This is a genomic window from Mesorhizobium sp. M0698 (assembly GCF_040320455.1).
Classification (GTDB): Bacteria; Pseudomonadota; Alphaproteobacteria; order Rhizobiales; family Rhizobiaceae; genus Mesorhizobium.
In genome coordinates, this window is record NZ_JAMYPQ010000020.1 from 1 (window position 1) to 26498 (window position 26498).

Annotated in this window: 26 protein-coding genes and 6 pseudogenes; 17 read left to right on the forward strand and 15 right to left on the reverse strand. The window is 61.4% G+C overall.

Annotated features, from left to right (window positions below; genetic code table 11):
• The 3 genes and pseudogenes from cysT to NKI16_RS27905 all read right to left on the reverse strand — a co-directional run.
• Positions 1 to 618, reverse strand: a pseudogene (gene cysT / locus NKI16_RS27895) (sulfate ABC transporter permease subunit CysT); the annotation flags it as partial.
• A gap of 12 nt (positions 619 to 630) precedes the next feature.
• Entirely contained in the window at positions 631 to 1659 is a 1029-nt protein-coding gene (locus tag NKI16_RS27900; protein WP_352923926.1) for a sulfate ABC transporter substrate-binding protein, read from the reverse strand.
• Between the two features lie 243 nt (positions 1660 to 1902).
• Complete coding sequence (locus tag NKI16_RS27905; RefSeq protein WP_352816246.1) at positions 1903 to 2118, reverse strand: M15 family metallopeptidase; 216 nt, start codon at positions 2116 to 2118, stop codon at positions 1903 to 1905.
• Between the two features lie 572 nt (positions 2119 to 2690).
• Here NKI16_RS27905 and NKI16_RS27910 point away from each other — a divergent pair.
• Positions 2691 to 3530 (forward strand): class I SAM-dependent methyltransferase, encoded by an 840-nt coding sequence (locus tag NKI16_RS27910; protein WP_352923929.1) that lies wholly within the window; start codon positions 2691 to 2693, stop codon positions 3528 to 3530.
• A gap of 309 nt (positions 3531 to 3839) precedes the next feature.
• A pseudogene (locus NKI16_RS27915) lies at positions 3840 to 4546 on the forward strand (IS5 family transposase); the annotation flags it as partial.
• On the opposite strand, the pseudogene NKI16_RS27920 reads toward NKI16_RS27915, so the two are convergent.
• Positions 4545 to 5687: pseudogene (locus NKI16_RS27920) on the reverse strand (LuxR C-terminal-related transcriptional regulator); the annotation flags it as partial. The pseudogenes NKI16_RS27915 and NKI16_RS27920 overlap by 2 nt on opposite strands.
• An 84-nt stretch (positions 5688 to 5771) precedes the next feature.
• On the opposite strand from NKI16_RS27920, the gene NKI16_RS27925 reads away from it, so the two are divergent.
• Complete coding sequence (locus tag NKI16_RS27925; RefSeq protein WP_023722481.1) at positions 5772 to 6062, forward strand: hypothetical protein; 291 nt, start codon at positions 5772 to 5774, stop codon at positions 6060 to 6062.
• A gap of 134 nt (positions 6063 to 6196) precedes the next feature.
• On the opposite strand, the gene NKI16_RS27930 is transcribed toward NKI16_RS27925, so the two are convergent.
• On the reverse strand, positions 6197 to 6517 hold the full coding sequence (locus NKI16_RS27930; RefSeq protein WP_352923931.1) for a hypothetical protein: 321 nt from the start codon (positions 6515 to 6517) through the stop codon (positions 6197 to 6199).
• A gap of 173 nt (positions 6518 to 6690) precedes the next feature.
• Here NKI16_RS27930 and NKI16_RS27935 point away from each other — a divergent pair, with 173 nt between their 5' ends.
• Complete coding sequence (locus NKI16_RS27935; RefSeq protein ID WP_352816254.1) at positions 6691 to 6894, forward strand: c-type cytochrome; 204 nt, start codon at positions 6691 to 6693, stop codon at positions 6892 to 6894.
• Positions 6895 to 6991: 97 nt separating this feature from the next.
• On the opposite strand, the pseudogene NKI16_RS27940 reads toward NKI16_RS27935, so the two are convergent.
• The 3 genes and pseudogenes from NKI16_RS27940 to NKI16_RS27950 all read right to left on the reverse strand — a co-directional run bounded on the left by NKI16_RS27940 (position 6992) and on the right by NKI16_RS27950 (position 8640).
• Positions 6992 to 7692 (reverse strand): annotated as a pseudogene (locus NKI16_RS27940) (IS6 family transposase).
• 52 nt (positions 7693 to 7744) lie between these two features.
• Positions 7745 to 8476, reverse strand: a complete 732-nt coding sequence (locus NKI16_RS27945; RefSeq protein ID WP_352923934.1) for a LysR substrate-binding domain-containing protein — start codon at positions 8474 to 8476, stop codon at positions 7745 to 7747.
• Positions 8437 to 8640, reverse strand: a complete 204-nt coding sequence (locus tag NKI16_RS27950) for a LysR family transcriptional regulator (RefSeq protein ID WP_352923936.1) — start codon at positions 8638 to 8640, stop codon at positions 8437 to 8439. Before NKI16_RS27950 ends, NKI16_RS27945 begins: the two co-directional genes overlap by 40 nt.
• A gap of 79 nt (positions 8641 to 8719) precedes the next feature.
• On the opposite strand from NKI16_RS27950, the gene NKI16_RS27955 reads away from it, so the two are divergent.
• The 6 genes from NKI16_RS27955 (at position 8720) to NKI16_RS27980 (ending at position 16052) form a co-directional block, all read left to right on the forward strand.
• Positions 8720 to 9934 (forward strand): trans-sulfuration enzyme family protein, encoded by a 1215-nt coding sequence (locus NKI16_RS27955; protein WP_352455524.1) that lies wholly within the window; start codon positions 8720 to 8722, stop codon positions 9932 to 9934.
• Complete coding sequence (locus NKI16_RS27960; protein ID WP_352455525.1) at positions 9879 to 10997, forward strand: transporter substrate-binding domain-containing protein; 1119 nt, start codon at positions 9879 to 9881, stop codon at positions 10995 to 10997. Before NKI16_RS27955 ends, NKI16_RS27960 begins: the two co-directional genes overlap by 56 nt.
• Before the next feature lie 66 nt (positions 10998 to 11063).
• Positions 11064 to 12179: an amino acid ABC transporter permease gene (locus tag NKI16_RS27965; RefSeq protein WP_352596278.1), complete on the forward strand. Its 1116-nt coding sequence runs from the start codon at positions 11064 to 11066 to the stop codon at positions 12177 to 12179.
• Between the two features lie 3 nt (positions 12180 to 12182).
• Positions 12183 to 13274, forward strand: coding sequence for an amino acid ABC transporter permease (locus tag NKI16_RS27970; RefSeq protein ID WP_352825007.1), 1092 nt, complete (start codon positions 12183 to 12185; stop codon positions 13272 to 13274).
• A gap of 11 nt (positions 13275 to 13285) precedes the next feature.
• Positions 13286 to 14068: an amino acid ABC transporter ATP-binding protein gene (locus NKI16_RS27975; RefSeq protein WP_352455528.1), complete on the forward strand. Its 783-nt coding sequence runs from the start codon at positions 13286 to 13288 to the stop codon at positions 14066 to 14068.
• 538 nt (positions 14069 to 14606) lie between these two features.
• Positions 14607 to 16052, forward strand: coding sequence for a hypothetical protein (locus NKI16_RS27980; RefSeq protein WP_352816262.1), 1446 nt, complete (start codon positions 14607 to 14609; stop codon positions 16050 to 16052).
• A gap of 151 nt (positions 16053 to 16203) precedes the next feature.
• Here the strand turns inward: NKI16_RS27980 and NKI16_RS27985 are convergent, their stop codons facing one another.
• Positions 16204 to 16794 carry a TetR/AcrR family transcriptional regulator gene (locus NKI16_RS27985; RefSeq protein WP_352923939.1) on the reverse strand — a complete coding sequence of 197 codons (591 nt, stop codon included), beginning with the start codon at positions 16792 to 16794 and terminating at the stop codon, positions 16204 to 16206.
• Between the two features lie 56 nt (positions 16795 to 16850).
• Between NKI16_RS27985 and NKI16_RS27990 the strand changes: the two genes are divergently transcribed.
• On the forward strand, positions 16851 to 17870 hold the full coding sequence (locus NKI16_RS27990; protein WP_352923941.1) for a methyltransferase domain-containing protein: 1020 nt from the start codon (positions 16851 to 16853) through the stop codon (positions 17868 to 17870).
• 216 nt (positions 17871 to 18086) lie between these two features.
• Here NKI16_RS27990 and NKI16_RS27995 read toward each other — a convergent pair whose 3' ends face one another.
• Together NKI16_RS27995 and NKI16_RS28000 are read right to left on the reverse strand one after the other, a co-directional pair.
• A complete protein-coding gene (locus NKI16_RS27995; protein ID WP_352816414.1) occupies positions 18087 to 18410 on the reverse strand; it encodes an oligopeptide/dipeptide ABC transporter ATP-binding protein in 324 nt (107 codons plus the stop codon).
• Positions 18411 to 18444: 34 nt separating this feature from the next.
• Positions 18445 to 18789, reverse strand: coding sequence for a hypothetical protein (locus NKI16_RS28000; protein WP_352816266.1), 345 nt, complete (start codon positions 18787 to 18789; stop codon positions 18445 to 18447).
• 40 nt (positions 18790 to 18829) lie between these two features.
• Here NKI16_RS28000 and NKI16_RS28005 point away from each other — a divergent pair.
• Positions 18830 to 19908 (forward strand): annotated as a pseudogene (locus NKI16_RS28005) (IS5 family transposase).
• Between the two features lie 374 nt (positions 19909 to 20282).
• Here NKI16_RS28005 and NKI16_RS28010 read toward each other — a convergent pair.
• The 3 genes and pseudogenes from NKI16_RS28010 to NKI16_RS28020 form a co-directional block, all read right to left on the reverse strand.
• Positions 20283 to 21580, reverse strand: a pseudogene (locus tag NKI16_RS28010) (epoxide hydrolase family protein).
• A gap of 157 nt (positions 21581 to 21737) precedes the next feature.
• Positions 21738 to 23393 carry a recombinase family protein gene (locus NKI16_RS28015; protein ID WP_352923944.1) on the reverse strand — a complete coding sequence of 552 codons (1656 nt, stop codon included), beginning with the start codon at positions 23391 to 23393 and terminating at the stop codon, positions 21738 to 21740.
• Positions 23394 to 23417: 24 nt separating this feature from the next.
• Positions 23418 to 23645: a hypothetical protein gene (locus NKI16_RS28020; RefSeq protein WP_352923946.1), complete on the reverse strand. Its 228-nt coding sequence runs from the start codon at positions 23643 to 23645 to the stop codon at positions 23418 to 23420.
• 192 nt (positions 23646 to 23837) lie between these two features.
• Here NKI16_RS28020 and NKI16_RS28025 point away from each other — a divergent pair, with 192 nt between their 5' ends.
• The 4 genes from NKI16_RS28025 to NKI16_RS28040 all read left to right on the forward strand — a co-directional run bounded on the left by NKI16_RS28025 (position 23838) and on the right by NKI16_RS28040 (position 25201).
• Positions 23838 to 24143 carry a PIN domain-containing protein gene (locus NKI16_RS28025; protein ID WP_352923948.1) on the forward strand — a complete coding sequence of 102 codons (306 nt, stop codon included), beginning with the start codon at positions 23838 to 23840 and terminating at the stop codon, positions 24141 to 24143.
• Positions 24122 to 24265 carry a hypothetical protein gene (locus tag NKI16_RS28030; RefSeq protein WP_352923950.1) on the forward strand — a complete coding sequence of 48 codons (144 nt, stop codon included), beginning with the start codon at positions 24122 to 24124 and terminating at the stop codon, positions 24263 to 24265. Before NKI16_RS28025 ends, NKI16_RS28030 begins: the two co-directional genes overlap by 22 nt.
• Entirely contained in the window at positions 24262 to 24513 is a 252-nt protein-coding gene (locus NKI16_RS28035; RefSeq protein WP_352579526.1) for a toxin-antitoxin system HicB family antitoxin, read from the forward strand. Before NKI16_RS28030 ends, NKI16_RS28035 begins: the two co-directional genes overlap by 4 nt.
• 184 nt (positions 24514 to 24697) lie before the next feature.
• A complete protein-coding gene (locus NKI16_RS28040) occupies positions 24698 to 25201 on the forward strand; it encodes a topoisomerase DNA-binding C4 zinc finger domain-containing protein (RefSeq protein WP_502897629.1) in 504 nt (167 codons plus the stop codon).
• 25 nt (positions 25202 to 25226) lie between these two features.
• On the opposite strand, the gene NKI16_RS28045 is transcribed toward NKI16_RS28040, so the two are convergent.
• Positions 25227 to 25499, reverse strand: a complete 273-nt coding sequence (locus tag NKI16_RS28045) for a hypothetical protein (protein WP_352579525.1) — start codon at positions 25497 to 25499, stop codon at positions 25227 to 25229.
• Between the two features lie 130 nt (positions 25500 to 25629).
• On the opposite strand from NKI16_RS28045, the gene NKI16_RS28050 reads away from it, so the two are divergent.
• The gene (locus NKI16_RS28050) at positions 25630 to 25812 is read left to right on the forward strand and encodes a hypothetical protein (protein WP_352579524.1); all 183 of its coding nucleotides are present in this window, start codon (positions 25630 to 25632) and stop codon (positions 25810 to 25812) included.
• Positions 25813 to 26498 lie beyond the last annotated feature (686 nt).

Sequence of the window (26498 nt, forward strand, 5' to 3'; positions counted from 1 at the left end):
TGACGATGGCAGGCGCCAGTCCGGGTAGTAGAACGCGGCTGATGATCTGGAAGCGATTGGCGCCGAGCGTGGCGGCCACTTCTTCGACCTCCTTGTCGATCTCCTCCATGATCGGCTGCACGGTGCGCACGACGAAAGGCAGGCCGATGAAGATCAGCGCGATGACGATGCCGAGCGGCGTGTAGGCGACCTTGATGCCGAGCGGCGCCAATAGGCTGCCGACCCAGCCATTCGGCGCGTAGAGCGCGGTCAGCGCGATGCCGGCGACCGCCGTCGGCAGCGCGAAGGGCAGGTCGACCATGGCATCGACGATGCGGCGGCCGGGAAAGCTGTAGCGCACCAGCACCCAGGCGACGATCGTGCCGAAGACGACGTTGACGGCGGCGGCAATGAAGGCAGTACCGAAGCTGATTTCAAGCGCGTTGATGGTACGGCGATCGGTGACGATCGCCCAGAAATCGGTCCAGCCGAGCGCCGCCGATCGCCAGACCAACCCTGAGAGGAGGATGAGGATGATGGCGTGAGGTAGGCAAGCGAGAAGCCGAGCGTCAATCCGAAACCCGGAATGACGCTCGGCTGTCTGAACCGCCACCCCGCCTTGGCGGGTGTCGTCCTGATCTAGATTTTATCTTACTGCGCTGGCTTGTAGATCTGGTCGAATATACCACCGTCGCCGAAATGGTAAGGCTGCGCCTTCGTCCATCCGCCGAAAATTGGATCGTCGATGCTGATCCGCTTGATCTCAGGCAGTTTGGCGAGATCCTCCGCAGGCACCAGGTCGGGCTTCGCCGGACGGTAGTGGTTCTTGGCGATGATCGTCTGGCCTTCCTTGGAATAGAGATAGCCCAGATAGGCTTCGGCAACTTTGCGTGTGCCCTTGGCATCGACATTGGCGTCGACAACGGCGACCGGCGGTTCGGCGAGGATCGAGGTCGGCGGGATGACGATTTCGAACTGATCGGCGCCGAACTCGTCCAGCGCCAGATAGGCCTCGTTTTCCCAGGCGATCAGCACGTCGCCAAGGCCCTTTTGCGCGAAGGTCACGGTAGAGCCACGCGCGCCGGTGTCAAGCACCGGAACATGGGAATAGAGGTTGCCGACGAATTCCTTGGTCTTGGCTTCATCGCCGCCATCGTTGGTGTTGGCCCAGGCCCAGGCCGCGAGGTAGGCCCACCGGCCACCACCGGAGGTCTTGGGATTGGACGTGATCACCTGGACGCTGTCCTTTGTGAGATCGCCAAAATCGTGAATGCCCTTCGGGTTGCCCTTGCGGACGAGGAGGACGATGGTCGAGGTATAAGGAGCCGAATTGTTCTCGAACTTCGTCCGCCAGTCGGGATTGATCTTCTTCGTTTTCGAGACGATGGCGTTGATATCGCCTTCGAGCCCCAGCGTCACCACGTCGGCGTCGAGGCCGTCGATCACGGCGCGCGCCTGGGCGCCGGATCCGCCATGCGACTGCTGGACGGTGACGGTCTCGCCGGTCTCGGCCTCCCAGTGAGCGGCGAAGGCCTCGTCGAATTGCTTGTAGAGCTCACGCGTCGGGTCATAGGACACGTTGAGAATGGTGGTATCGGCAAACGCGAAACCGAGCGTGCCGAACTGGACAGATGTGGCGACCAGCGCGCCGAGCAGTTTCCTGAAATGAGGTTTGGTCATTTCCGCCTCCGTTGAACTCGCGCCAAATCTACCGAATTGATAGAATTTAGATGCATTCAATGTTGCCTTTTTTGGCCTAGTGAAGCAATTTTTCGCCTATTTTACCCTAAATGAGGAATGTTTTTCCTCACACAGCGTGATTCGGGATCCTGGGCTCCCGGAGGCGATAATTAGAAACCGCCAGCCCTTCGGCAATGGCCGCGCAGGGTCAACGAGGGTTTCATCCCACGGTGGCCGGCGGAGCTACTCGGCGCCGACGGGAAAGTTGAAGCGTTCTCTTGGAAACGGCTCGTTTTCCAGCGTGAAGTGCCACCATTCGCGGGCATAATTGTTGAAGCCGCCGGCGCGCATCGCCTCGACAAGTCTTTCGCGGTTTGCCGCTACTTCACTGGCGAGCGGTCGGTGAGCCGTTTCGCTCGCGGGTCGAACACTCGAAGCCAGTGCCGAAATCGAGCACATCGGTCGCGCCGCAGGCCGGTTTCGGCGCGCTCTTGTGGTCGGTCCGCGCGATCGCGACCTCGACTGTCGAGCCGCGCGAATGGGTGGACAGTTAGCCGATATAGCCCTTGGCGATGAGATCCTTGGCGCTTGATGTCACGATGGCTGCCCGTATTGACGTCCGCTGCACTCACCAAGGACGACCCCAATTGGACTGCGCATATTACGCACGCATGGCAACACTGCGCCGCGGTTGCTAGGGGGTCAAGCAGAGTTGAATGGCGAAAGATTGAAGGTCCAATCGTGATGCGGCGGCGGCCAAATTTGCGACAGCGCGCCAACGGGCAAAGACGACCCCGAGCGGAAGTTCGTTCGTCGAGGGCGAATTCACGCCGATGACCCGAACCGACCCTTCCCGGGGCGATTTGGCGGCCCGAAAGCTGACCTTTAGCGGAACCGGGGGTCGTGACCCTGAAGCGACATTCGCGCTGAGGTGGACAGCGAGTCTCGTTGACTGGCTGCCCCATCGGCGCATAGTCGTCGACCAGCACGATGCCCCATTTGGGGAACAGTCGTATGAGGGGAGGCAGGCCATGGAAGTCGCCGGTGGCGCTGGTGCCGACGTTCACGTCCCGTATATTCTCGTCCATTCCGATCGCGAGATCAGGCGTCTCAGCCATCAGGCGGACATCATTAACCCGATCACGCAAAGAATCTTGCTCTCTGCGGGCATGAGCCCCGGGATGCGCGTGCTCGACGTGGGCTGTGGCGCGGGTGATGTTACATTCCTGGTTTCCGAGATGGTTGGCAGCGAAGGTCAGGTCATCGGCGCAGATCGGGCTCCAGCGGCCTTGGCGGCGGCGGAGCGGCGTGCGGCGGCGCATCCGATCCAGAACGTCAGCTTCCGTGAAGGCGATCCCGCGGCACTCTCGTTCGACCGACCGTTCGACGCCGTGATCGGCCGCTACATTTTGATGTTTCAAGCCGATCCTGTGGCCATGCTGCGTGGCGTCGCTCGTCATCTCCGGCCTGGAGGGACCATCGTCTTCCATGAGCCGGATTGGGACGGCTGTCGATCCAGCCCGCCGGCGCCGACCTACGACCACTGCTGTCGATGGATCGTCGAGACGTTCCGGCGCAGCGGTATCGAGACCAATATGGGTATCAAGCTCGATGCGGCATTCCGCGCGGCTGGATTGACCGCGCCCTCAATGCGTATGGAGGCGGTTGTGGGGGGAACCAATGGCGGCTTCGACTGGTCACACCAGACCGCCGAACTCATTGTCACGATGCTGCCGGAAATCCAGAGCCGGGGCGTTGCGACGGCCGCTGAGGTCGATATTGAAACTTTGGGACAGCGGATGCAGCGCGAAATCGAGGCGGGTAGCGTTATCGTGAGCCGTTCGGAAGTAGGCGCCTGGTCGCACGCCTAGAGCTAGTCATGACACTGGGCGGCTGCCTCTCACGAAAGACTAAGGCGCATGTCCGCTCTTGGCGCGATCGAGGCGATGCGGACTTCGCCTACTCAGCAGCCGCCAGTGCGGGTCAAACGGCTTGGTTGGGTGGTTCTCTGCCGTCTGTCTCGTCGAGCGGAACGAGCAGGCAGCGCCAGGAGCCGCCATTCCCGGCGCTTCTCCAATACTGATCTTCGCGCTTCGGCTTGAGTGTCCGTTCCAAAAAGAGTTGAGTGATTTCAGCAGGTTGTGATTCTGTCGGATTTACGAGATTCGATGGAGATCACGATGGCCTGGACTGAAATCACCCGTGCGCATTATGAGCGGCGTTGCGCCCGCTACGCAAGCGATCTGACCGATGCAGAGTGGGTGCTGATTGCGCCAATGATGCCGTCGGCGAGCCGCATCGGCCGGCCGCGCAAGACAGACCTGCGCGAGGTCGTGAACGCACTTCTTTACCCTCGCCTCGTCGGGCGGCGCGTGGCGATTGCTGCCGAAAGACTTCCCACCCTTTTCAACGGTGCAGAAGTACTTCTATCGCTGGCGTGAGGCGGGCTTGTTGCGGACCATCAGCAACAGCCTCGTCATGGCGGCGCGCGAGGCTGAGGGTCGGGAAGCGAGCCCGACGGCGGGCGTGATCGACAGCCAATCGGTCAAGACCACGGAAAGCGTGGGAATTCGTGGCTTCGACGCGGGAAAGAAGATCAACGGGCGCAAGCGTCACATCGTTGTCGACACCATCGGCCTGATGGTCGGTCTCGTCGTCCACGCCGCTGATATCCAGGACCGGGACGGCGCACCGGCTGCCCTCAAGACCATTCTCGAACGCTGGCCGTGGCTGCGACACGTCTTCGCCGACGGCGGATATGCCGGACCGAAGCTTAAGGGCGCGATGCAAAAGATCGGCACGTTCACCCTGGAGATCGTCAAGCGGACGGATAAAGCCAAAGGGCTTTGAGGTCCTGCCGCGCCGCTGGGTCGTGGAGCGCACATTCGTCGAATCGCGGCGGCGACAAACTGGAAGGCGAAGGTACTCTTCGCCGTGCCCGCGGGTCCGATGATTAGCGTGCTCGACCCCTGCTCAATGCCGCCGCCCAGCAAAGTGTCGAGCGCCGGGGTGTCGCTCGTCATCTTCGAGCGAGCGAATCCAGCACGGTACTCTGAGGCGACCAGCCGCGGGAACACGGCCACGCCCCCGGTTCTGATCGTGAAGTCGTGATACCCGCCACGGAAGGCCTGCCCGCGATACTTCATGACACGGAGTCGCCGTCGCTCGGCGCCGTAGTCCGGAGTCAGCTCTTCTAACTTATGGTCATAGGCACCCAGGCTGGCGGGCGGCTTGCGCCGGATGACATCCCGTCCAAGGTGGGCAAGCTTGCCGCAGCAGCTGACAAGGACATTGACGACGTTCTCGGTGACCATGTCTTGCGTAGCAAACAGATTGTCGGCCGATTGATCGTATCGCGCCGCCCAAAGACCGGCACCACTCCTCACATCGACAAGCTGCACCGAAATGCGGAACTGCTCGCCGGTAGCCTGAAGGCTCCCTTCGAGCAAATAGTCGGCATTCAACTCCCGACCGATGGAGCGCAGATCATCGCGCCTTCCCTTGAACATCAGCATCGTCTGGCGGGCAATCACCGCAAGGGCGGAGTAACGCGCGAGATCGACAATAATATCGGCGGACAAACCGTCGGCCAGCCTTCCCCAACGCTCGTCCGAGCTCAAATTTTCAAAGGGCAGGACCGCGATGACCGGTGGCCCGGAGCCGCCGGGCGACAGACCCTCGAAACGAGCTTGTCCGGACTCTTGCCGGCTCTCACTCGAGAGCAGGCTTGCCAACGCCACTTTGCTGCGAACGCCAAGCTTTCGATAGACCACCGACAGATGGGTTCGAACGGTGGTCGGCGCGATGAACAGCGTCTCGCCGATCTCACGATAGGTCATGCCTTCGGCGAATTTCGCAGCGACCACCCGCTCCCGGTCCGAAAGCCCGCTCAGAGGATTGCCGACTGCGTCAAGCAGTGCGTCATTCCGATCCGCGGCGCGTATGGTCGGGAACGTACCGATTTCGCGACACAGCGAAAATACTACAGATGCGACACCAAAAACACTCCATCTGTACGATCCCGCCAAGTCGTTGCCGCTCCTAGCATCCACGGATCCGCAACACGTTGCCCGGTTCACTGTCCAGGCCAGGCAAAATGTCAGGAGGCATCCATGAGAAAGTCATCCGCAGTCGCCGGCATGCTGGTGCTGGCTCTTTCGACCGCGCCAAGTCTCTCCGGCGAAACGACGCCAGTGGGAACGCCAATCTCCATAGAAGCGGTAAGGCTTGCCAGCGACCGCGTCTATTCCGATCTCTTGCGCCGTGCCTATGCGAATGGCTGGCGATACCCACCCGAGCAAATCAAGAGCGGCTTCAAGCGGCATTTCGAGGAAACGAGGCTGCAACTGATCGATCAGGGCTACATCATCGTGCCCGATGTATCGGAAAGTGCTTCGCAGTGACGTTTCTCCGGATCGGGTCTTTGATCACGGCGTGCCTTCATCGGTAATCGCACCCCGCGGCCTTCGTTACTCGTCTTTAGCTGGCGCTGCCGCCAATCCGCCAGACGCGGAGCGAGCGAATGCCACGATTGCCGTCAATCCGTGATGTAGTCGACTATGGCGGCCAGGCGCGCGGCGACGACCGCGCTCATACTGGTCTGTCCCAAACAGCCGTGCGGTGTGATGGCGAGCAAAACGAGATCGAAGATGTGCCGGCAGATGATCTCACGGGCTTCCGCAGAACCGTTGAGTGGATGCTTTTCGAGTGTGCAGAGGTAGCCGCGTAGCAATTGTAGCGCCTCGGATACCCCTGGCACGCGCTGCATGACCGCACAGTCGAGCCCGGCGCCAAGACACCACTCCATCTGGCAAAACGCCAGCGGCAACGCGAAGTTGCCGACTATCTCATGTCGCACGGCGTCGTCTTGCCAACGCCGGCCCCGATCTCAACGAAGTTGGCTTCTGCCGATGTCGAGAAAGGCCGGACCTACTTCACCCGCGCGTGTGACCGTTGCCACAATGCCGAGCCACTGGGAGGGAACAAAACGGACCGAACTTGTGGAGCGTCGTCGGCCGCGATAAGGCATCCATGGCAAAAATGCGTTACTCCGACGCTTTGCTCGGCTGGGAAGGCGTGTGGACGTACGAGGACCTGAACAGATATCTCTTCGGGCCCATGCTCACCACGCCGGGCGTTAAGATGGAGATACCTGGTGTCTCGGACGAGACCGCACGGGTCGACCTGATCGCGTACTTGCGCACACTCAGTGACAAGCCGATGCCGCCACCCTGAATCGATGATCTCTTGCACAAGTACTGCTACGGACCTGCGTCGGCGGTGATGTCACATAAACAGAGATGGGCTGTGGTTGTGACTTTTGGGAATGATTTCAGGCGATCACGCCGGCAGCAGCTTTCCATTGCGCCATGGCATTCAGGCGGTGAAGATGGATCTGAAAGGCGGAGCGTTTTGAATGGGGCGGGACGAAGAGATTGCGGACTGCAGAAAAGGTCGAGAGGAAACGCTGGAAGCCGGCGATCGAAAGCCTTGCATCATCCGTTCTCGTTTTCGCAGTGGCACATGCGAATTCTCCGCTCTGTTGTTCAAGCCCTTGTGCGACCGGTGCTCGACGCCCGGCATGACTTGACGCCGCGCTGCTCCATAGGAGCCGAGCTTGTCGGTGATCACGCGCTTCGGCACCTGGCCCTGCTTTTTCAACAGCCGTGTCAGCAAGCGCCTGGCGGCCTTGGTGTTGCGCCGGGTTTGGACGATCTCGTCGAGCACATAGCCGTCCTGGTTGACGGCCCGCCATAACCAATGCTTCTTGCCGGCGATCGTGATGGCGACTTCGTCGAGGTGCCAGATATCATTTCGACTGGGCTGCTTGCGGCGCAGGCGCCGAGCGTAGTCCAGCCCGAACTTCTTTCCCCACCGACGGATCGTCTCGTAGGAAACGACAATGCCGCGCTCCAGCAGCATTTCTTCGACATGACGCAGGCTCAGCGGAAATCGATAATACAGCCTCACCGCGTGGGCGATAATCTGGGGTGGGAACCGATGCCGTTTGTAGCTGATCTGCGAAGTGTTCATCCCCAGCATCTATCGCAGCGATCCCTGACACGCGGTTGCCGCGACAACGCCCCTATGCCTCGCTCGATAGCGTATTGCGGGCGTCATAGAGTTCGCCAATGAAGTCGGTGATCAAGGTCGAATTGATGCCGTCCGGCGGGCGCAGGAGTAGCGCGCGGAAATTGACGGCTGGCTCGAATGGCCTGGCCAAAATACCGCCGATCATGCCGTCCGCAATGACGGAGGGATTGACCAAGCCGATCCCCATGCCCTTCGCTGCGAGGATGGCGATGGTCAGGCCGTAGGGCGTTTCGATCAGGATGCGCGGCCGCACCCCATGCGCGGCCAGGATCTTGTCCATCGCGAGCCGAGCCGTATCTTCCGGCGACAATGCCAGGAAGGCCTCGTCGGCGAGATCGGCCGGCGTGATTATCTGCTTCCGCGCCAGCCGGTGGTTCGTCGGCATTACACAGACGGCGCGCGGCGTGGTGAAGATGCTGTGCAGCACGCCGCTGGTATCGACCTCGTCGGCCGCGAGCCCGATATCGAAACTGCCAGAGGCGACCAGGTCGCGCACGATATTGGAGGTGCGGACCTGATAGCTGATTCGCACCTGCGGATGCCGGCGTGAGAACGCTACGATGGCGCGCGGCACCAGCCCATGCCCGAGTGCCGACAGGCAGGCGACGCGGATGGTACCGGTTCCGACCTCCTTGATCTGGGCCGCCCGCAGCTTGAGCCGGTCGAGCCCGACCAGGTTGGCCTTTACCTCGGCATGGAACAACTCCCCTTCGCGTGTCGGCACCAGCCTGCCACGAATGCGGTCGAAAAGCCTGAAGCCGAGTCGGCCTCTAGCTTGGCTAGCGAACGGCTGATGGCCGGCTGCGAGGTATCCAGCAGCGCGGCCGCCGCGCCGGCACCGCGCGTGATCATGATCGCGTTGAAGACATCGATGTCGCGCAGGTTCATAGTCAGCCCATATCAAAAGCGAATTAACTTTATCGCTGCGGTCATAGATGGCAATGGGTGAGCCGGCTAAGCTGCGCCTATGAACCGACGCGATGACACTTCACATGTCCATCCTCCCAAGCGCTCGGAGGAACCGTTCCAGGCGGTGGCGATGCCGGTCGAGCGAGCCTCGACCGTGGTCTTTGACGATCTGGAATCGTTCGAGCTTCGCGTCGAGCGTCTGTACGACGGGTTCAGCTACGGACTTTACGGCACACCGACCAGCCGGCAGCTCGAAGATCATATCGCCGTGTTGGAATGCGGATCGCGGGCTCTCGTCGTCCCGTCGGGCATGGCGGCCATGACGCTGGCGACCATGGCTGTCTGCCGTGGCGGCGAAAGCGTTCTGATCCCGGAGACGCTCTATGGCCCGGCGCGCGACATGGCCGAGCGTTTTCTCGGCCCACTCGGGATCGAGGCGGTTTCCTACGATCCACGGCTGGACGCAAGTATCGCGGCCATGATCGACGGCAGAACGCGGCTGGTCTGGGCAGAATCGCCTGGCTCAGCCACCTTCGAAGTTCAGGATGTGCCAGCCATCACGGCCGCGGCCCACAAGGCCGGCGCGCTCGTTGCGGCCGACAACACCTGGGCCTCGCATCTGCTGTTCAAGCCGCTCGCTCATGGCGTCGACATCTCGATGCAGGCGCTTTCCAAACACGCCGGCGGCCACGGCGACCTCTTGATGGGCTCGCTCGCAGTGCATGACCATGCCCTGTTCCGGCGCCTGAAGGATACAGCGCGTTTCCTTGGCTATGGCGTCTCGCCCGAGGATTGCGCGCTGTGCGAGCGCGGCCTGATGACGATGCCGGTTCGCATGCGCCACGCCGACGGTACAGCGCGCAAGATTGTCGCCTGGCTGTCGGGGCGCCCGGAAGTCGCGCAGATCTTGCATCCTGCGGAGCCTGGCCATCCCGGCCACGCGGTCTGGAAGCGTGACTTCGCCGGATCGGCGGGCGTGTTCTCCTTCGTGCTGCGGCCGGAACTGGCGCCACTGCAATCCGATGTTCTGCGCAGCCTGCGGCTGTTCAGGCTCGGCGCAAGCTGGGGCGGCGTGCATTCGCTGATTGCCGTCAGCGATCCCCGCAAGGGCCGCGCCAGCCTCGACTGGCTGAAGCCCGGCCCGGTCTGGCGCCTGTCGATCGGCCTTGAGGCGCTCGAAGATCTTCTGGCCGACCTTTCTCAGGCCTTCGAACTTTTTGCTGAAGCCCGGCGCAACGGAACCGCCGCGGCCGACGTCAACGCCGCAGAATGACGACAACTCAACGACAAGGGGAATGATTATGAAACATCAAGGTCTGAAATGGCTCACGGGTCTGGCGATAGGATTGGCCAGCCTGACTACGGGCGCCGTGGACGCCAGCGCGCAGGCGGTAATCAACAAGATCAAGGAGCGCGGCTATGTCAGCTGCGGCGCCAGCCAGGGCGTGCCCGGTCTATCCCGGCCGGACGAGAAGGGGTATTATCGCGGGTTCGATTCCGACATCTGCCGCACTTTCGCGGTCGCCATCCTCGGCGACAGAGACAAGATCCGTTACGTGCCCCTTAACGCAGGCCAGCGTTTTGCTGCGCTACAGACTGGGGAAATCGACGTTCTGTCGCGCACATCCACCATCACCTACAGTCGTGATACGGTTGTCCGCTTCGTCTGGATCAATCTCTACGACACGGACGGCATGCTCGTGCGCAAGGCCGATAACATCACCGAGCCCAAACTGCTGGACGGAAAGACCGTCTGCCTGCAAGGCGGTGGCAGCCTGACCGAGAAAGCGATCGAGGAAACCGAGGAAGAGTTCGGGATCGCGATGGAGAAAGTCTATTACGACTCGACCGTTCAAGCGCGCGACGCCTTCTTTGGCGGCCGCTGCGATTCCTACGTCACCGACGGCACCGCGGCAGCAGGACAGCGTGCCTCGGTGGCCAAGAACCCGGACGACTACGACATCATCCGGGTCGGCAGGGCCGCCGAACCCAATGGAGTCGCGGTCGCCCGGGGTGACGATCAGCTTTTCGACGTCGTGCGTTGGACACTCAATGCGCTGTTCTGGGCCGAGGCCAACGGCATCACCTCGCAAAACGTCGATGAAAAGCTTGCCTCGGGCAGTCCGGAAGTCAAACGCGTGCTGGGTGAGGAGCCCGGTTTCGGCAAGCCGCTCGGATTGGACGACAAGTGGGCCTACAACGTCATCAAACAAATGGGCAACTACGCCGAGATCTGGGATCGCAATCTCGGCAAGGACAGCCCGCTGAAGGTCGAGCGCGGCCTGAACGCGTTGTGGAAGGACGGCGGCCTCAACTATCCTTTCCCTTGGGATTGAGCTGCATGAAGGGGACGCGCCCGCCGTTCCCTTTCCCTGCCAACGCCGCGAACCGTCGAGGTCGAAATGCTGAGCGACGCCAGGACCAGATCGATCATCATCCAGTGTGCCCTGGTGGCCGTGGCTGCCGCCTTCGCTGCCCTGCTCGTCAGCACGACTTTCGCCAATCTCAGGGCACGCGGCATACCGATCGGCTTCGATTTCCTGACGATGCCGTCAAGGATCGTCATCTCCGAAGCAATCCTCACTTACAAGTCGCGGGACCCCTATTACTGGGCGATCGCGACCGGGCTCGCCAATACGGTCTTCATCTCCGCGCTCGTCATCGTCTTTTCATCCGCGCTCGGCCTCGTCGTCGGCATCACCCGGCTGAGCAGCAATCCCCTGGCGGCGGGCACCTGCCGCGTATGGGTGGAGGTTGCACGCAATTCACCGCCGATCGTGCTTCTGATCTTTCTCTACTCGCTGTGGTGGAAGGTGCTGCCGCCGGTCGGCGAAGCGCTCAATCCGCTGCCAGGCGTTTACGCCTCCATGCGCGGCTTTGTGGTGCCGGCCGTCAGCATGGACGTCGCCACCGCGGGAATGCTCGTCATTGCTCTCGCCCTGGCACTGGCGGCCGCTGGCTGGGCGGCGGCGAGAAGAGGATGGCTGCCACCGCTGACCGCGCCGGCGATCCTCGCGGTTGGCATTGCCGGGCTCTGGCTTGCCGATGCGAAGTTCTCCGTCGACTGGCCGACCTTCACTGGGTCGAACTTCAAAGGCGGCAAGGACCTGACGCCCGAGCTCAGCACCATCCTCATCGGGCTGACCATCTACACCACCGGCTTCGTCGCCGAGATCGTGCGTGGGGGCGTGCTTTCGGTCGGCCGCGGTCAGTGGGATGCAGGTCATTCGCTCGGCCTGCCACGCGGCAAAATATTGCGTCTGATCATCATTCCGCAGATGCTGCGGGTGATCGTCCCGCCGCTCAACAGCCAATACATCAACGTCGTCAAGAATTCGACGCTGGCGATCGCGGTCGGCTATCCGGACTTCCTTGCGGTTATGAACACCATCATCAGCAAGTCCAGCCATTCGATCGAGGGCGTATTCATCATCCTCGGCGTCTATCTCGCCCTCAACCTGAGCCTCTCGAGCGCGGCCAATTGGTACAACCGTCGCATCGCCATCGTGGAGCGCTGAACCATGAAGGCCCTGTCTCTTCCCCTTCCGGCCGAGCCAATGCCAGGACAGATCCGCTTCGGCGCTTTGCGGCGGTCAGCCATGCTCCTGTTCGGCACGCCACTCAATGCCGTCCTGACGCTGTTGTTCGGCGTTCTGCTCGTCGCCACGGTACCGCCGATGCTGCGCTGGCTGGTAATCGACGCCGTGCTGTTCGACCCCAGTCCACGCGCGTGCCGGGTGGCCGCCGGAGCGTGCTGGAGCTTCATCTACGCCAAGTCCGGGCAGTTGCTGTTCGGCATCTATCCGCTCGACGAACGCTGGCGCCCCGCCATCGTCTGCGTGCTTATCCTGGCGCTGCTTGCCTGGTCGGTGCGGCCCGCCAGCTGGGCGCCGCGGCTGGCAGCGCTCTGGATGGCGGCGCTCGTGTTGATCTTCTGGCTGATGGCCGGCGGTTTCGGCCTAGCCGAGGTTCCGACCTCGTCCTGGGGCGGCCTGCCGGTGACACTCATCCTCACCGTCGTTGCGATCGGCGTCGCCTTCCCCGTCGGCATCCTCCTGGCGCTGGCCAGGCGCTCGACCATGCCCATCATACGCATCGGCGCTGTGGTCCTGATAGAATCGGTGCGCGGACTACCGCTCTTGTCCATCCTGTTCGTGGCATCGATCATGATGCCGCTGTTCCTGCCCGAGGCCCTCTTGCCTGACAAGTTCGTGCGCGCGCTGGTCGCCCTCACCATCTTCGCCGCGGCTTATCTCGCCGAGGTGATCCGCGGCGGCCTGCAGGCCATTCCGAATGGCCAGTACGAGGCCGCGGCTGCGGTTGGCCTGCCCTTCTGGCGCACTCAATATCTGGTGATCCTGCCGCAGGCGATCCGGGTGGCGATCCCGGCGCTGGCCAACACGATCATCGTCATGATCAAGAACACCAGCCTTGTCCTGGTGGTCGGCCTGTTCGACCTGATCAGCTCCGGTAAAGCGGCGCTGGCCGACCCGGACTGGCCATCGCCAGCGGCCGAGACGTTCCTGTTTATCGGGGCGATCTTCTTCGCACTCTCATTCTCATTCGCCCGCTTCGCCGACTTCCTGGAGCGGCGCGGCCCAGCCGCTCACTAGGAAATGTTGTGATGTTGTCGTCCGCCGCCAAGCGCGTTCCGCCCATGACCGATCCCAATGATCCGCCGGCAATCGAAATGACCGGGATGAACAAGTGGTACGGGAACTTCCATGTGCTGAAGGACATCGACTTGACAGTCCTTCGCGGCGAAAAGCTGGTGATCTGCGGGCCCTCGGGCTCGGGCAAGTCGACCATGATCCGTTGCATTAACCGGCTGGAGGAGCACCAGCAGGGACAGATCGTCGTCGACGGCGTCGAACTCACCAATGATTTGAAGAAGATAGACCTAATTCGCCGCGACATCGGCATGGTGTTCCAGCATTTCAACCTGTTCCCGCACCTAACCATTCTGGAGAACCTGACGCTGGCGCCGATCTGGGTGCGCAGGATGCGGCGCGCACAAGCCGAGCAGACCGCCATGCATTATCTGGAACGGGTGAAGATTCCGGACCAGGCGCACAAATATCCCGGCCAGCTTTCAGGCGGTCAGCAGCAGCGGGTTGCGATCGCGCGTGCGCTCTGTATGAGCCCGAAAATCATGCTCTTCGACGAGCCGACGTCGGCACTCGATCCGGAAATGGTCAAAGAAGTGCTCGACACGATGGTCGCGCTGGCTGGGGATGGCATGACCATGCTGTGTGTCACGCACGAGATGGGATTTGCCCGCCAGGTCGCCGACCGCGTCGTCTTCATGGACCAGGGCGAGATCGTTGAGATGAACACGCCCTCCGAATTCTTCTCGCATCCGCGTCACCGGCGCAGCAAACTGTTTCTTGCCCAGATCCTGAACTAGCGAACCTCTCCCGCCAGCCCATGCGCCGGCCGGATGGGCAGACGCAAATCAGAAATCCATCCGGGGCCTGGTCAGCGCGCAGCGACCTCCCAGACCGCGACGCCGGCCCAGGATCAGGCCGGCGACGCCTTCGATGCTGCGCGAGATAATGTCGAACAAGCGCGGCCGACTCTCGAAGGAATACACCAGGCGTTCGCGAAACAGGATCGACAGCGCCGCGAGTTCCGGCCATTGGTAGATGTTCGGCCCACAACTTCTGCACGTCGACGATCCTGGCGGTGGGCGCTCCGGTCCTGTTTCGAAGATAATGCGCCGCCGGCCGGCGCAGGCACAGCTGCCACGTATTGCAGCAGAGGGCAGAGGACGAGAACGTCGTCCACAACGCAACTCTCGACTCGAAGTCGTAGCTGCATCATATGGCCTGTTCACCAAGCGGACTTTGGGGGCTAGCACGAAGTCGGGCACCCACTTTGGCACCTCCACTTGCGCGAGCAGTAGTCCGCTTTCCTTCGCAAATGCCATGTGGCAAGACGGATGGATGGCGGCGGACAGCGAACATAAAAGCATCTCTGCGAGAGCGTTGGGCATCGCATTATCAGCTGCTGCCCTCGTGCCGCATTTCACAACCCCAGCCTTTGCCCATGCTTCCGAGCGCGGCTATGTCATGCTCCTGCCGACCGGATATTATGTCGTGGGCGGGGCGGTGGCCGTAGCCGCGAGTTTTCTGGTTCTGGCTGTCCTCCCGCCCAGGCTGCTCGAACGCATTTCGGCATCCCGCCTGCCAATTGGTCAATTCGGCGACGCCGCGCGCATTTGGATCAGCACGCTCGCCTTCGCGGTTCTCGCCATACTCGTGGCGGCGGGAATTCTCGGCAGCCGAGATCCGCTGTCGAATCCACTTCCGCTAACGGTATGGACGCTGGTCTGGGTCGGACTGACATTGCTTCAGGGCGTATTCGGCAATGTTTGGTCGTGGACAAACCCGTGGTACGGGCCGTGGCGCATTTTCTCCAGCGTCTTCCCGGCATTCCGCGATCGCACAATGCCACAAGGACTGGCTTACTGGCCGGCGTTGATTTTGTTTGCAAGCTTCGCCTGGTTCGAGCTGATCTATCCGGCGCCCGAAGATCCGGCGCGGCTTGCGTTCGCTCTCATGGCCTACTGGCTCTCGACCTTCGTCTGCATGATCATCTTCGGCTACGAAGGCTGGAGCCGGCGCGGCGAGTTTCTGTCCGCGTTCTTCCGCATGGTGTCACGCTTCGCCATCGTCGAAACGACGCCGGACCACCCAAGCGGGGGGCGCGCCCTCTCACTCTGCTGGCCTGGAGCGAAATTGTGGAGCGCGCAAGCCTTACCGGCGAGCGGTATGCTCTTTCTGTTGCTGACGTTGAGCTCGGTGTCCTTCGACGGTCTGTCGAAGACCTTCTCTTGGCTGGGCGCGAATGGTGTCAATCCGCTCGAATTTCCGGGGCGCTCGGCATTAGTCGGAATCAACAGCGCCGGTCTTGTGCTGATGTTTATCGCACTTGTCGCCGTGTTCTTCGCCGCAGTGTTTGTCGGTGAGCGGTTGGCCGGGAGCATCTCTTTCGGAAAAGCGGTCGGGCTCCTTGTCTGGTCGATCGTCCCGATCGCGCTCGCCTATCATTTTTCCCACTATCTGACGGCCCTCCTGGTGAACGGCCAGAATGCGCTCGTCGCTATTTCGGATCCGTTTGATCGGGGATGGAACCTATTCGGCACGGCGCACATGAATGTCGGGGCGGGAGTGATCATGGGCTCCGATGCAGCGTGGATCATCTGGAACTTTCAGGCGGCGGCGATCATCGGCGGCCATACACTTGCCGTTCTGGTCGCGCATGGGCTGGCGTTCCGTTTGCATCCGGCGCGCAGCCGCGCGGCGCTCAGCCAATTTCCGCTGACCGTTTTTATGGTCGGATATACGGTTTTCGGGCTGTGGCTGCTGTCCACGCCGACGGCCGTCTGACGGCCGCAAGCCACGTATCGGAGGCGTTGGTCGACCGATCTCACGGCGGTGTATCGCGACCTCAAGGACATGCGTCGAACAAAGCCGGTGGTTGGTGAATTGGCAACGCCGGCAGTGCAACTGACTGCTTCACAGTTCTTCGGCCTGATATCTAAGCCGACGGGACGCCCTCGGTGGCCAGACGCCGGAAGATCTGGTCGACTTGTTGCGGCGGCAATTTGGCGCCGCCGTCGAGCCACCAGATCAGCACCGACAGAAAGGCACCCACGACGAACTGGACGATCAGTTCGTTCGGCACGACATAGGGGAGCTTCCTGTCCTTGTTTGCGGCAAGCTCCGCGCGCACGAGATCGCATAGAATCTCGCGGATGCTGCCGAGCACAATAGTCCCACCGCGGCCCCCGGCCAGAGCTCGGTAGAGATCTATATGTTCACGCGCGTGCTCGAACATACCGAGCACGAACCCCAAGCTGCGATCTTTCAGCTCGCCTGGCGCTGCAAGCGCATGCCGCTGGCGTTCGACCAGCATGGCGCGCAGATGATCGTCCAGGCCGCTGCGCTTGAGGTCGTCCTTGCTGGTGAAGTGCGCGTAAAAGGTCGATCGGCCGATGTTTGCCTCATTGCAGATGTCCTCGACGGTAATTGCTTCATATCCCTTTCTCAGGATCAAAGTGATCAGCGCATGGTGAAGAGTCGACCGGGTCCGGGCGACACGGCGGTCTATCGTCTTTTCCGTTCCCATGAGCTTTTTCCGTTCAGATGGCAGAGGACCGTGCGGTACCGGACATTCTGCCGCGAATGGTCGTTGACGCGTTCCCGGATACCATGTCAGTTTCCGAACATGATGTCCATCAACCGGCGAGAGTGGCCAAGGAGTCTCTGATGAGAAAACATGGGCATAACAACAGCGGAGCCGGCGCGCCCGGCCGCGTCATACATTGGGCAGCACGCTACGATCTGATGACTTGGCTGTTCACCTTAGGCCGCGAACGCGCCTTTCGCGAAAAGATCCTCCGGTTGACGCAGCTCGAACCTGGAGAGTCCGTCCTCGATATAGGGTGCGGGACGGGAACGCTCGCTATACTTGCCAAGCAGCAGGTCGGGCCGACGGGCACCGTGCACGGGATCGATGCGTCACCGGAAATGATCACCAGGGCGGGTGCGAAGGCTCGAAGAGTCGGTCTGAAGGTCACCTTTGAAAAGGCCGCCGCCCAGGCATTACCGTTCCGGGATGCCGAATTCGATGTCGTAACGACGACGCTGATGCTCCATCATCTTTCTGCCGATGGACGTAATCAGATGGCTCATGAGATACACAGAGTCCTGAAGCCATCCGGTCGCGTACTCGCCGTCGACTTCGTGCAAGCGCCACAGGATGGAGGCTTCATCGATCGCTTCCACCATCACGGCGTCAGCACAGTCGACGACATCATAACGGAATTCCGGGACTCGGGTCTCAACATCGTCGCTAGCGGCGCGGTTGGCACGAAGAACCTGCAGTTCGTGCTAGCCACGGCGGCCGCCGACGTCGCCCGTATTCGCGATAGGTTTGTCGCTCTCGGCACGGAAGAACCCTCAGGCCCGGCACGGCCTGCAGCCATGAGCCACCTGCACACCATAGGCCTAGTGCTAGGCATCGTCGCGCTGATCGCCATGCACGCAGGCGCGCCCTGGTGGCTATCGTGGCGCGGTCTAAGCGACGCCTCAAATCCGATCTCTTACACAGTGATTGCACTCGTGGCCCTTTTCGTAATCTTCAAGATCGGATTGCTCGGTGGCCTGCATCGGTGGAGCGCAAGAGGCCGCCGCCAGCGTTGAGGCCGCTTGCTATTACGACATCGCGTCTCGCTACGGCTTGTTGGACACGCAGGAGTTCACCTTTTTCACACCCGGACGAGAATCGCGCGTCCGCTCCGGTCTCCCCGCCGTGCGAGGGTGGTGGTAGGCCAATCTAATCCCGTCGCAGCGAGATCAGACGCCGGCAGACGGCGCTTAACGTTATTCTCGGAAGACCAACTGCCATTCGTTGTCGGATCACCGGCGGTGATCACTCTCAGCCAGATGGCAGGCGGCGACGCCGCCATGAGGAACGGGACGCAGTTGGGGCTCGTCCAACCGGCAGATATTCATCGCCACCGGACAGCGCGTGTTGAACCGGCAGCCCGGCGGTGGATTGCTCGGGCTCGGCGGGTCGCCTGCGAGGATGATGCGGCGGCGGTCGGCCTCAATGCGCGGGTCAGGCGAAGGAACTGCGGACAGCAGCCCTGGCTGTACGGATGGGCGGGTTCGCGAAACAGCGGCCGTGCCACGCCAGCTTCGGCGATGCGGCCGAGATACATCACAGTCACGTCCGAACAGACTTCGCGCACGATTGCGAGGTCATGCGCGACAATCACGATGGTAAGGCCGAGCTGTCTTTGGCGATGAACACCATCTGGACATTGCCGAGCTGTTCCTCAATTCTCGCCTTGCCGGGGTCGTCGGCGAACTTCCAAATCGACAGCAGCGCATCAGACAGCATCTTGCTACCGAGACTTTCGGCCACAAAAATGGTGGCCCGATGATTAGCTTTGCGGCTTATTTCGCAGCGCTGCTCTGTGACCATTTTGCCATCAAGGCCCTCGCAAATCTGAGCGCGCAGCCATTTGCGAATCTCGTCGCCCGCCGAACCGCTGTAGATTACGGCATCGGAAAAGCAGGTCGGACACCTCGAAAAACCTGGCAATCGAGACCGCATTTTGATTCACTTCGCCTGGTGATTTGCACGCAGGCGTTGGATGCGAGGCCAGGCTGGATTCTGGGACATTGACGAGCGTTATGTCCGGCTGAGCGCGGCCGGCGATCCACTGGAGAAGCTGAACGCGGTGGTGCCTTGGGAGGTTTTCCGGAAACCGCTGGCCAAGGCGCTGAAGCGCTCCGATGGCGCCAAAGGCGGCCGGCCGCCCTTTGATGTGGTGATGATGTTCAAGGTCCTGGTTCTGCAGGCGCTCTACAGTCTCTCGGACGATCAGACCGAGTTTCAGATCCAAGACCGGCTTTCCTTCATGCGTTTCCTCGGGTTGGGGCTCGGCGACAAGGTGCCCGACGCCAAGACGATCTGGTTGTTTAGGGAGCACCTCACGCAGGCCCGGGCGGTGGACAACCTGTTCGCCCGTTTTGACAAGCACCTCACCAAGACCGGTTATCTGGCGATGGGTGGCCAGATCGTGGATGCCACGATCGTGGCGGCGCCGAAGCAACGCAATTCCGATGCTGAAAAGGCTGACATCAAGGCAGGAAAGGTGCCGGACGAGTGGCAGAAGAAACCAGCCAAGCTGCGCCAGAAGGACCGGGACGCGCGCTGGACCGTGAAGTTCTCGAAGGCCAAGGCCGATGAGGAGGGAAAGACGAAGCAGCGCGATATCGCCGTTCCCGCCTTCGGCTACAAAACCATGCCTCGATCGATCGCCGCCACGGCTTCATCCGCGGCTGGAACGTCACCGGCGCCTCGGCTTGGGACGGGGCGCAGCTTCGCAACGTGCTGGACAAGAACAACACCGGCTCGACGGTATGGGCCGACACCGCCTATCGCTCGAAGAAGAATGAGGCGTGGCTGGACAAGAACGGCTACGTCTCCGACATTCATCACAAGAAGCCGAAAGGCCGGCCGATGAGCGAGGCGATGGCACGGGCCAATGGCCGGCGCTCAAAGATCCGCGCTTTCGTCGAGCACGTCTTCGCGCAGCAGAAATCCCGCATGGGCCTGTTTGTCCGCACGATCGGCATCGCTCGCGCCTGCACCAAGATCGGCATGGCCAACCTCGCCTACAATCTCACCCGCTTCGTCTGGCACCAAGGGCGAACTGCGTTCGCCTGACGGCGAGAGCGGCGGAAAACGCCGCCGCGATGCCGAAATCGGCAACCAGCATCAGCCCCAACGACCGAAATCCAGCCCCCGCCGCGCGTCAGGCTGTTCGCAACCTCATTGTCGCACCACCCACTCTGGAACTGCCGGTAGTTCGAGGTGTCCACCTTGGTATCGGTCTAAGGGTTTTTTCTGTTAACGTCGGTCGTTGGGCGGAGGCAAGGCCCCGATTTTCGGCGGAGATTTCAAAGATAAAGCGTCCGCGCGTGACGATCATCGGCGACCACGACATCATGAAGGAGAAGCGGCAGCCCGCCTACGGGGGGCGGGTCGGCGCGCAGACCTGCCCTGAGCTGAGGGCGCGGGCAGGTCTGCACTGGCAGGGGTCAGGCGCTATGCAGCGACCTGAACGCGGCCCTGAGCTCGTTGGTGAAAACCTGCGGCTGTTCCCATGCCGCGAAGTGACCGCCTTTCGGGAGCCGGTTGTAGTGGATCAGCTTGGGATACGTCTTCTCCGTCCAGCTCCGCGGCGCTGTGTAGATCTCGTCCGGGAATGCACTCACGGCGGTGGGGAGCGGCACGCCTTTCGGCGCGAAGAAAGCTAGTTTGCTTTCCCAGTAGAGGCGCGCCGACGAGACCGCAGTGTTGGTCAGCCAGTAGAGCGCGATGTTGTCGACGACGTCTTCCTTGGACAGACCCTCGGAGTTTCCGTCAAAGACGCGGGCGATCAGGTCGTAGCTGCGTGCATCGTGGTCGAGCATCCATGCTGCGAGGCCGATAGGTGAATCGGCCAGCGCGTACAGCGTCTGCGGCCGATTCGCCATCTCCTGGGCGTAGGCCAGCCCATGCTTCCAAAAGAAGTCGAGTTGATCCCAGGCATAGCGTTCGTCGGCCGACAGACCGGAGGGCGCAGGGCCGCCCGCCGCGAGCGCACTCGAGACGTCGTCCGGCAACGTGGCCGGCATGTTCGTGTGGATTGCGATCAGGCCCGGCGGCGTCTGCAGCGCCATCTGCTCGGTGACGGTATTCCCCCAATCCCCCCCTGCGCCACATACCGCGTGTAACCCAGGCGCGTCATCAGTTCGCTCCAGGCCCGCGCGATCCGGATCGGATCCCAGCCGGCCGCCGTCGGCTTCCCTGAGAAGCCGTGGCCCGGCAGCGACGGGATGACCACGTCGAAGGCGTCGGTGGCGCTGCCCCCGTGGGCCGTCGGATCGGTCAGGGGGCCGATGATCTTCAACTGCTCGATGATCGACCCGGGCCACCCATGGGTAACGATGATCGGCAGCGCGTTCGCATGCTTCGAGCGAATGTGGATGAAGTGGATATCAAGCCCGTCGATCTCGGTAACGAACTGCGGCAAGCCGTTCAGATAGGCCTCGCATTTGCGCCAATCGTATTCGGTCTCCCAATAATGCGCGAGCGCCTGCATCGTCGCGAGCCGAACGCCTTGGGTGGTGTCGTTCACCGTCTCGCGCTCGGGCCAACGCGTGGCTTTGAGACGCTGCTTGAGGTCGACGAGATCCGCGTCCGCAACGTGGATACGGAACGGGCGGATGGCGGCAGATCCGCCACTCGTCGAAATCGCCCCGGCGACACCCGCCGAGGTAATCATTGCAATAGCCCCTGCGGCGGATGCCGCAAGAACTTCCCGGCGGGTGGACATTGAAGATAATGGTGACATCTGTACCTCCTCATAATTTGGTCAAAGATGCTCGCGTCGAGACAGCATCAACCCATGAGGCCAGTAAGTGTCGGTCGGCTCTATTGGACGTTGGTATCGCCGATACCTTGGTACTCTCCCATTCCCTACCGGTCTTTGCAGCACCGAGACAGGCCCATCACGCCCGACACTGTAGACAATATCGCATGCTGTCCGAGTGGGGGGAAAAGCGGTAGCGCTCTCCCGCTACCATCACTGCAGCGTTAGGCGCTGTTCCTGGTTTACGATTTGGCAGGTTGAGAAGCTCCGCCAGCGCACCGCGGACTTTCAGTTCAACCTGTCCCCTACCCTCCGTCGGAATGATCTCGATCCCTGTGACCAGTGAGCGGATGATCCTCGCCGCTTCGTGCCGCTCACACTCATCGGATTGCAACGCGTCCTGGAGCTCGGATACTTGCCGACGGTAAATCGTCACCGCTGCCGGATGAAACTCCACAATGCTTTCCGCGGCCGCCATCGCCTGAAGCTCTCGGGCTAGATTCTCCTTTTCGCGCTCTAGGTCCAGTAGCTTCGATTTCATGCTGGTCGTCGCGACACCTTCAGCGATGGCATCGACGATGTTAGCGATCTGCCTGTCGATGCCGGCATGCCGCCTTTCGACTTCCCTTTGCCGCTCGCGGTTCATGGCGTTCAGTCGCTTATGCTCAGCATGATATTCAGCAAGGAAGCCCGCAATGGCATCTGGCGCCAGCAAGCGCCGCTGGATGCCTTCCAGCACACGCTTCTCAAGCTCGCCAACACGGATCGTTCTGTTATTGGTACAAGTGCCTTTCTCACGGTGCGCGGCACAAGCAAGCTGGTCCCTGTTCTTCACCGTATAGGAAGCGCCACAGCAGCCGCACCGCACGAGCCCCGAGAACATGTGCTTCGGCCGTCGGCGGTGATGGAGTTTCATGCCTCCATAAAGCTTCTTGCGGGCTTGCACTGCATCCCACAGCTCATCGTCGATGATACGCAGATGCGGCACTTCAACGACCTGCCAGGTTTCCGGCAGATTCGGCCGCGAGATGCGCTTCCCAGTCTCGGGATCCTTGCGCATTTGGAGACGATTGAAGACGAGCAGCCCGATATAGGCTTCGTTGTAGAGAAAGCCGCTTTTCCGCTTGAGATTGCCATTGATGGTCGAGGCGCCCCACGCACCCCCAAAGGGTGATGGGATACCTTCCCTGTTGAGGCCTGCAGCTATCGTACGCGCCGATTGACCAGCCGCGAATTCCCGAAAAATCCGACGCACGACCTCGGCTTGATACTCATCGATCTCGCGCAGACCGCGGATCGGTTCGCCGCGTTCATCGAGCTTTTTGACCACGCGATAGCCGTAGGAGAGGCCGCCGGCGTTGTAGCCGTTCAATATGCGGCCGCTTTGGCCCCGCCTGATCTTGGCGGCAAGATCGCGCAGGAACAACGCGTTCATCGTTCCTTTCAGGCCCACGTGCAGTTCGTCTACGGCGCCCTCGGAGAGAGTGACGATCCTGACACCTGCAAAGCGCAGCCGCTTGAAGAGGCCGGCCACGTCTTCCTGGTCGCGTGACAGGCGATCGAGTGCCTCGGCTAGAACGATCTCGAATTGCCCGCTTTGAGCATCGGCTAGAAGCCGCTTGATGTCTGGTCGAAGGATGATGCTTGCACCGGATACGGCGGCGTCGGCGTAGGTCCCAACGACAGTCCACTTCTCCCTGGCCGCGTGCTCTCGGCAAAGCCTCAGCTGATCCTCGATAGAGGCTTCGCGCTGGTTGTCGGATGAGTAACGAGCATACAGCGCGACACGGGTCATGAACCGCTCCTCTTCCTCTCTTTGCTATTGTCCGCCGCCATCCTCACCCTCCCCTTCTGACGGTGTCTTCTCAAGAGGACGAACATTGTTGTCGTTGGCCGCCTGCAATTCCTCGAAATGCTCCCGAGCAACCTGCCGACCCAACAAACGGGCGATCGACAGGACGGCTCGTTCAGCCATGTCTCGTGCCGACATGTCAGCCCTGTAATCGTGGCTTGCGCTGTCGTTCCCAGGTTTGGCCTCGTCCACCATGGCATGCCCGCTCTTCTGTGTAGATCAAGGGCATTGAGCGGCGTGATGATCGGCAAGACAAGTTCAGTTGCCGCGCGGCCGTAGTGTGGCGTGCAAATACTTGCGCGCTGCGATTTGGAATTCCGAAGCCGGGCCAAATTAACAAAAGCTCCGTCCTCTTGCAATATCGCACGCGATATCCAATATGCCTGCATGAGACTGCTTCTCGATACGGCGACCATGGTGGCTGCGATCCGAAGTGACGCTGGTGCCTCGCGCCAACTGTTGGTGGCGGCTTTGGAGCGCCGGCTGACGCTCATCGCTTCGGTGACGTTGATGATCGAGTACGAGGCGGTCATGACGAGGCCCGAGCACCTTGAGGCTTCTGGCCTGTCGGCTGAGGATGTGAACGCGTTGCTAGATGCCGTGGCGGCCGTCGCCGAGCCGGTTCGCCTTCTCTTCCTCTGGGACCCGCCGTTCGCGACCCGAACGACGACATGGTGCTGGAAGCTGCGGTAAACGGACGGGCGGATGCTATAGTGACGTTCAACCTGCGCGACTTCGGCAAGGTGGCCGAGCGCTTCAGTATAATGGTCCTGTCGCCGGGTGAGGCGCTGAGACGATTGGAGAGAAAGACATGAGGAGAAGCAATTTCGCACTGCGGCTTCAGCTCTCGCTTCTCGATGAGGCGCGCAAGGTGGCGGAGAGCGAGGGCGTGCCGCTCAACCAGTTCATTAATGTGGCAGTCGCTGAGAAGCTTTCGGCGCTGCGCACGGAAAGCTACTTTCAGGAACGCGCTGCCCGTGCCGACATCCCTAAGGCGCTGGACATCCTGAAGCGGGCCGGCAAAGGGAAGGCACCGATCAGGGGCGACGAACTGCCGGAGTAAAGCACCCCGAGGGGTGGAGCCGTCTCGCTCGTGCCGGAGGCTTGCCTGCGTCCAAAGCGGCCGCCGAGCCGAAAACTGCCGGTCAAGGCTGGCGCGGCACACGCCACCGCGAAGCGGCTGCGGCCTTGACGGGCTGGCTTCGGTCCGGCTTCCTCTCGACAAGCAGGCAGTTCCCTCGCCGGACATGATCTCCCCTATCGGGAACTGCCTGGACGAGCCTTCCGGGACGCTGCTTCCGCTTCGGAATCGGGCGAATCTGAGAACCGGGGACGAGCCTACGGTGCCCAGCGTGCAGTCAGTCTCCCGACAAATTGCCTGGCTGCAGTGTCCACAATGCGCTGCGCCAATGAAGCTTCGCACGGCCAAGCAGGGGAGATTTGCCGGCCGGCAGTTCTGGGGATGCAGCAGGTTTCCGTCCTGCAGCGAGATTTTGAATATCAAGCCTGCCTTTGCGACATGGATGCGGCCCGCTACGGCGCCGGGATTTAGCTCGACCCCAGCTAGCCCACAAGCTTCTGGCCTCGCGCCCGAAGAATTGGAGCGGTTACGGGAAAAGACCCGGCGAGCAACTGAGGAGTCAGCCGCCTACATAGCCGCCGAGCTCGCGAAAGCGAAGCTGAGGCGTGACCGGTTCGGCAGCTCAAAGCCCGTCGGCAAGTCCCGGTCATACAGAAGGCGCTATCGATGAGGCACTCGGCAGGGCAAAGTATCGGTCACAGCTCATCTTTCCAAATCACGCGTCGCTCCCACCTGATTTCGACAAGGCGACGGAAACGGATGGTCTCCAATTCCTTACCGACAGGGTGGAACAGTTCCGCCCGCATCGATTCCTTGCGGCCGCATTTTTCGCATCGGACTTTGGCGGGCACCTGATCAATGGTGACGTTGCCGATCACTTCCCGCAGTTCCAGCGGCCTGTAGAAGCGCTTGACGTTGCAGTGGCCGCAGCTGATGCGAGCCACTTGTCCCGCATTGTGGGCATGCATCAGCGTCCATGGGGCGCCTCTCGGCCACTTTTCTGGTTGTTCCGGCATGAGAACAGAAAGGAACCGTTTCCTTGATCGTCAAGACCGGCTATGGAATCTTTCAACCAAATCTGAGCAAAGAAACTGGCCAATGAGCGACGAGCTGATCCGCCTTCCCGGTGCAATGGAGCCTGTCACGCGCCCCGGCATTCAGCACCATAGGTGCGAGCATCCCGGCTGCGGCAAGAATGCAGGATGGGGTTTCGCCAAACCTAGGAAACCATCGCATTGGTTCTGCTTTGAACACGGTGCTGATCGCGAAGCATTTCTCTAAGGAGCGGATGATCAGAGCGCCGAAACGACCCGACCGCCCTAGCGCAAGGAAGGCGCGTCAACACTCTACGCCACGATTGCTGGCCGCCCGTCGTCACGGCGCATATGCGACGTTCCGTTGGCCGCCGATCGCGTTCCTATCCACGACAATCGCGTGGTGGTACATTCGGTTGATTTGGCGAATGTTTTTTGTCGTCAACTCACCGGGAAACCGGGGAGGTGGTCATGAGGATTATTACCATTCTAGCATGCGTCGCCCTCCTTGCAGGTTGCACAACGGCGGGCCCCCCAGGGCCCCAAGGGCCGGTCGGTCCACAAGGTCTTCCCGGCAAGCAGGGACCTAAAGGTGCAATGGGGGCTGAGGGTCCGGCGGGGAAGGACGCCGTCGGCGGTTGGGAAATCACCCAGTATGCAAGCGCGAGTGATACAAGCCCAGACAAATCCGCACAGGCTTGGTGTCCCAAGCCAAAAGTCGTCATAGGTGGCGGTGCCAGCGCATCAAATTCAAATGCTCTAATTTCTAGGAGCTTGCCGGTTACTTCCCCAGCTCCAGGGTGGGTAGCACAAGCGCATGTAGCCGCTACGTCCCCAACAGCTTGGACGCTGACAGCATACGCCATTTGCGCGCTTGTCAAATAGTCGGCGCTGGCCGGGCCGGTGAACTTTGCGTTGTCGCGCCTTCGAGAC

Bases quoted from the DNA above. Each gene is read 5' to 3' on its own strand.
- NKI16_RS27975 (WP_352455528.1), top strand. From the start codon at position 13,286: ATGTTGTCGTCCGCCGCCAAGCGCGTTCCGCCCATGACCGATCCCAAT.
- NKI16_RS28020 (WP_352923946.1), bottom strand. From the start codon at position 23,645: ATGGTGGACGAGGCCAAACCTGGGAACGACAGCGCAAGCCACGATTAC.
- NKI16_RS28025 (WP_352923948.1), top strand. From the start codon at position 23,838: ATGAGACTGCTTCTCGATACGGCGACCATGGTGGCTGCGATCCGAAGT.
- NKI16_RS27990 (WP_352923941.1), top strand. From the start codon at position 16,851: ATGGTCGTTGACGCGTTCCCGGATACCATGTCAGTTTCCGAACATGAT.
- NKI16_RS28030 (WP_352923950.1), top strand. From the start codon at position 24,122: ATGGTGCTGGAAGCTGCGGTAAACGGACGGGCGGATGCTATAGTGACG.
- NKI16_RS27935 (WP_352816254.1), top strand. From the start codon at position 6,691: ATGGCAAAAATGCGTTACTCCGACGCTTTGCTCGGCTGGGAAGGCGTG.
- NKI16_RS27905 (WP_352816246.1), bottom strand. From the start codon at position 2,118: ATGTGCTCGATTTCGGCACTGGCTTCGAGTGTTCGACCCGCGAGCGAA.
- NKI16_RS27955 (WP_352455524.1), top strand. From the start codon at position 8,720: ATGAACCGACGCGATGACACTTCACATGTCCATCCTCCCAAGCGCTCG.
- NKI16_RS28050 (WP_352579524.1), top strand. From the start codon at position 25,630: ATGAGCGACGAGCTGATCCGCCTTCCCGGTGCAATGGAGCCTGTCACG.
- NKI16_RS28035 (WP_352579526.1), top strand. From the start codon at position 24,262: ATGAGGAGAAGCAATTTCGCACTGCGGCTTCAGCTCTCGCTTCTCGAT.
- NKI16_RS27970 (WP_352825007.1), top strand. From the start codon at position 12,183: ATGAAGGCCCTGTCTCTTCCCCTTCCGGCCGAGCCAATGCCAGGACAG.
- NKI16_RS27985 (WP_352923939.1), bottom strand. From the start codon at position 16,794: ATGGGAACGGAAAAGACGATAGACCGCCGTGTCGCCCGGACCCGGTCG.
- NKI16_RS27980 (WP_352816262.1), top strand. From the start codon at position 14,607: ATGGCGGCGGACAGCGAACATAAAAGCATCTCTGCGAGAGCGTTGGGC.
- NKI16_RS27950 (WP_352923936.1), bottom strand. From the start codon at position 8,640: ATGAACCTGCGCGACATCGATGTCTTCAACGCGATCATGATCACGCGC.
- NKI16_RS27965 (WP_352596278.1), top strand. From the start codon at position 11,064: ATGCTGAGCGACGCCAGGACCAGATCGATCATCATCCAGTGTGCCCTG.
- NKI16_RS27910 (WP_352923929.1), top strand. From the start codon at position 2,691: ATGGAAGTCGCCGGTGGCGCTGGTGCCGACGTTCACGTCCCGTATATT.
- NKI16_RS28045 (WP_352579525.1), bottom strand. From the start codon at position 25,499: ATGCATGCCCACAATGCGGGACAAGTGGCTCGCATCAGCTGCGGCCAC.
- NKI16_RS28015 (WP_352923944.1), bottom strand. From the start codon at position 23,393: ATGACCCGTGTCGCGCTGTATGCTCGTTACTCATCCGACAACCAGCGC.
- NKI16_RS27900 (WP_352923926.1), bottom strand. From the start codon at position 1,659: ATGACCAAACCTCATTTCAGGAAACTGCTCGGCGCGCTGGTCGCCACA.
- NKI16_RS28040 (WP_502897629.1), top strand. From the start codon at position 24,698: ATGATCTCCCCTATCGGGAACTGCCTGGACGAGCCTTCCGGGACGCTG.
- NKI16_RS27925 (WP_023722481.1), top strand. From the start codon at position 5,772: ATGAGAAAGTCATCCGCAGTCGCCGGCATGCTGGTGCTGGCTCTTTCG.
- NKI16_RS28000 (WP_352816266.1), bottom strand. From the start codon at position 18,789: ATGCGGTCTCGATTGCCAGGTTTTTCGAGGTGTCCGACCTGCTTTTCC.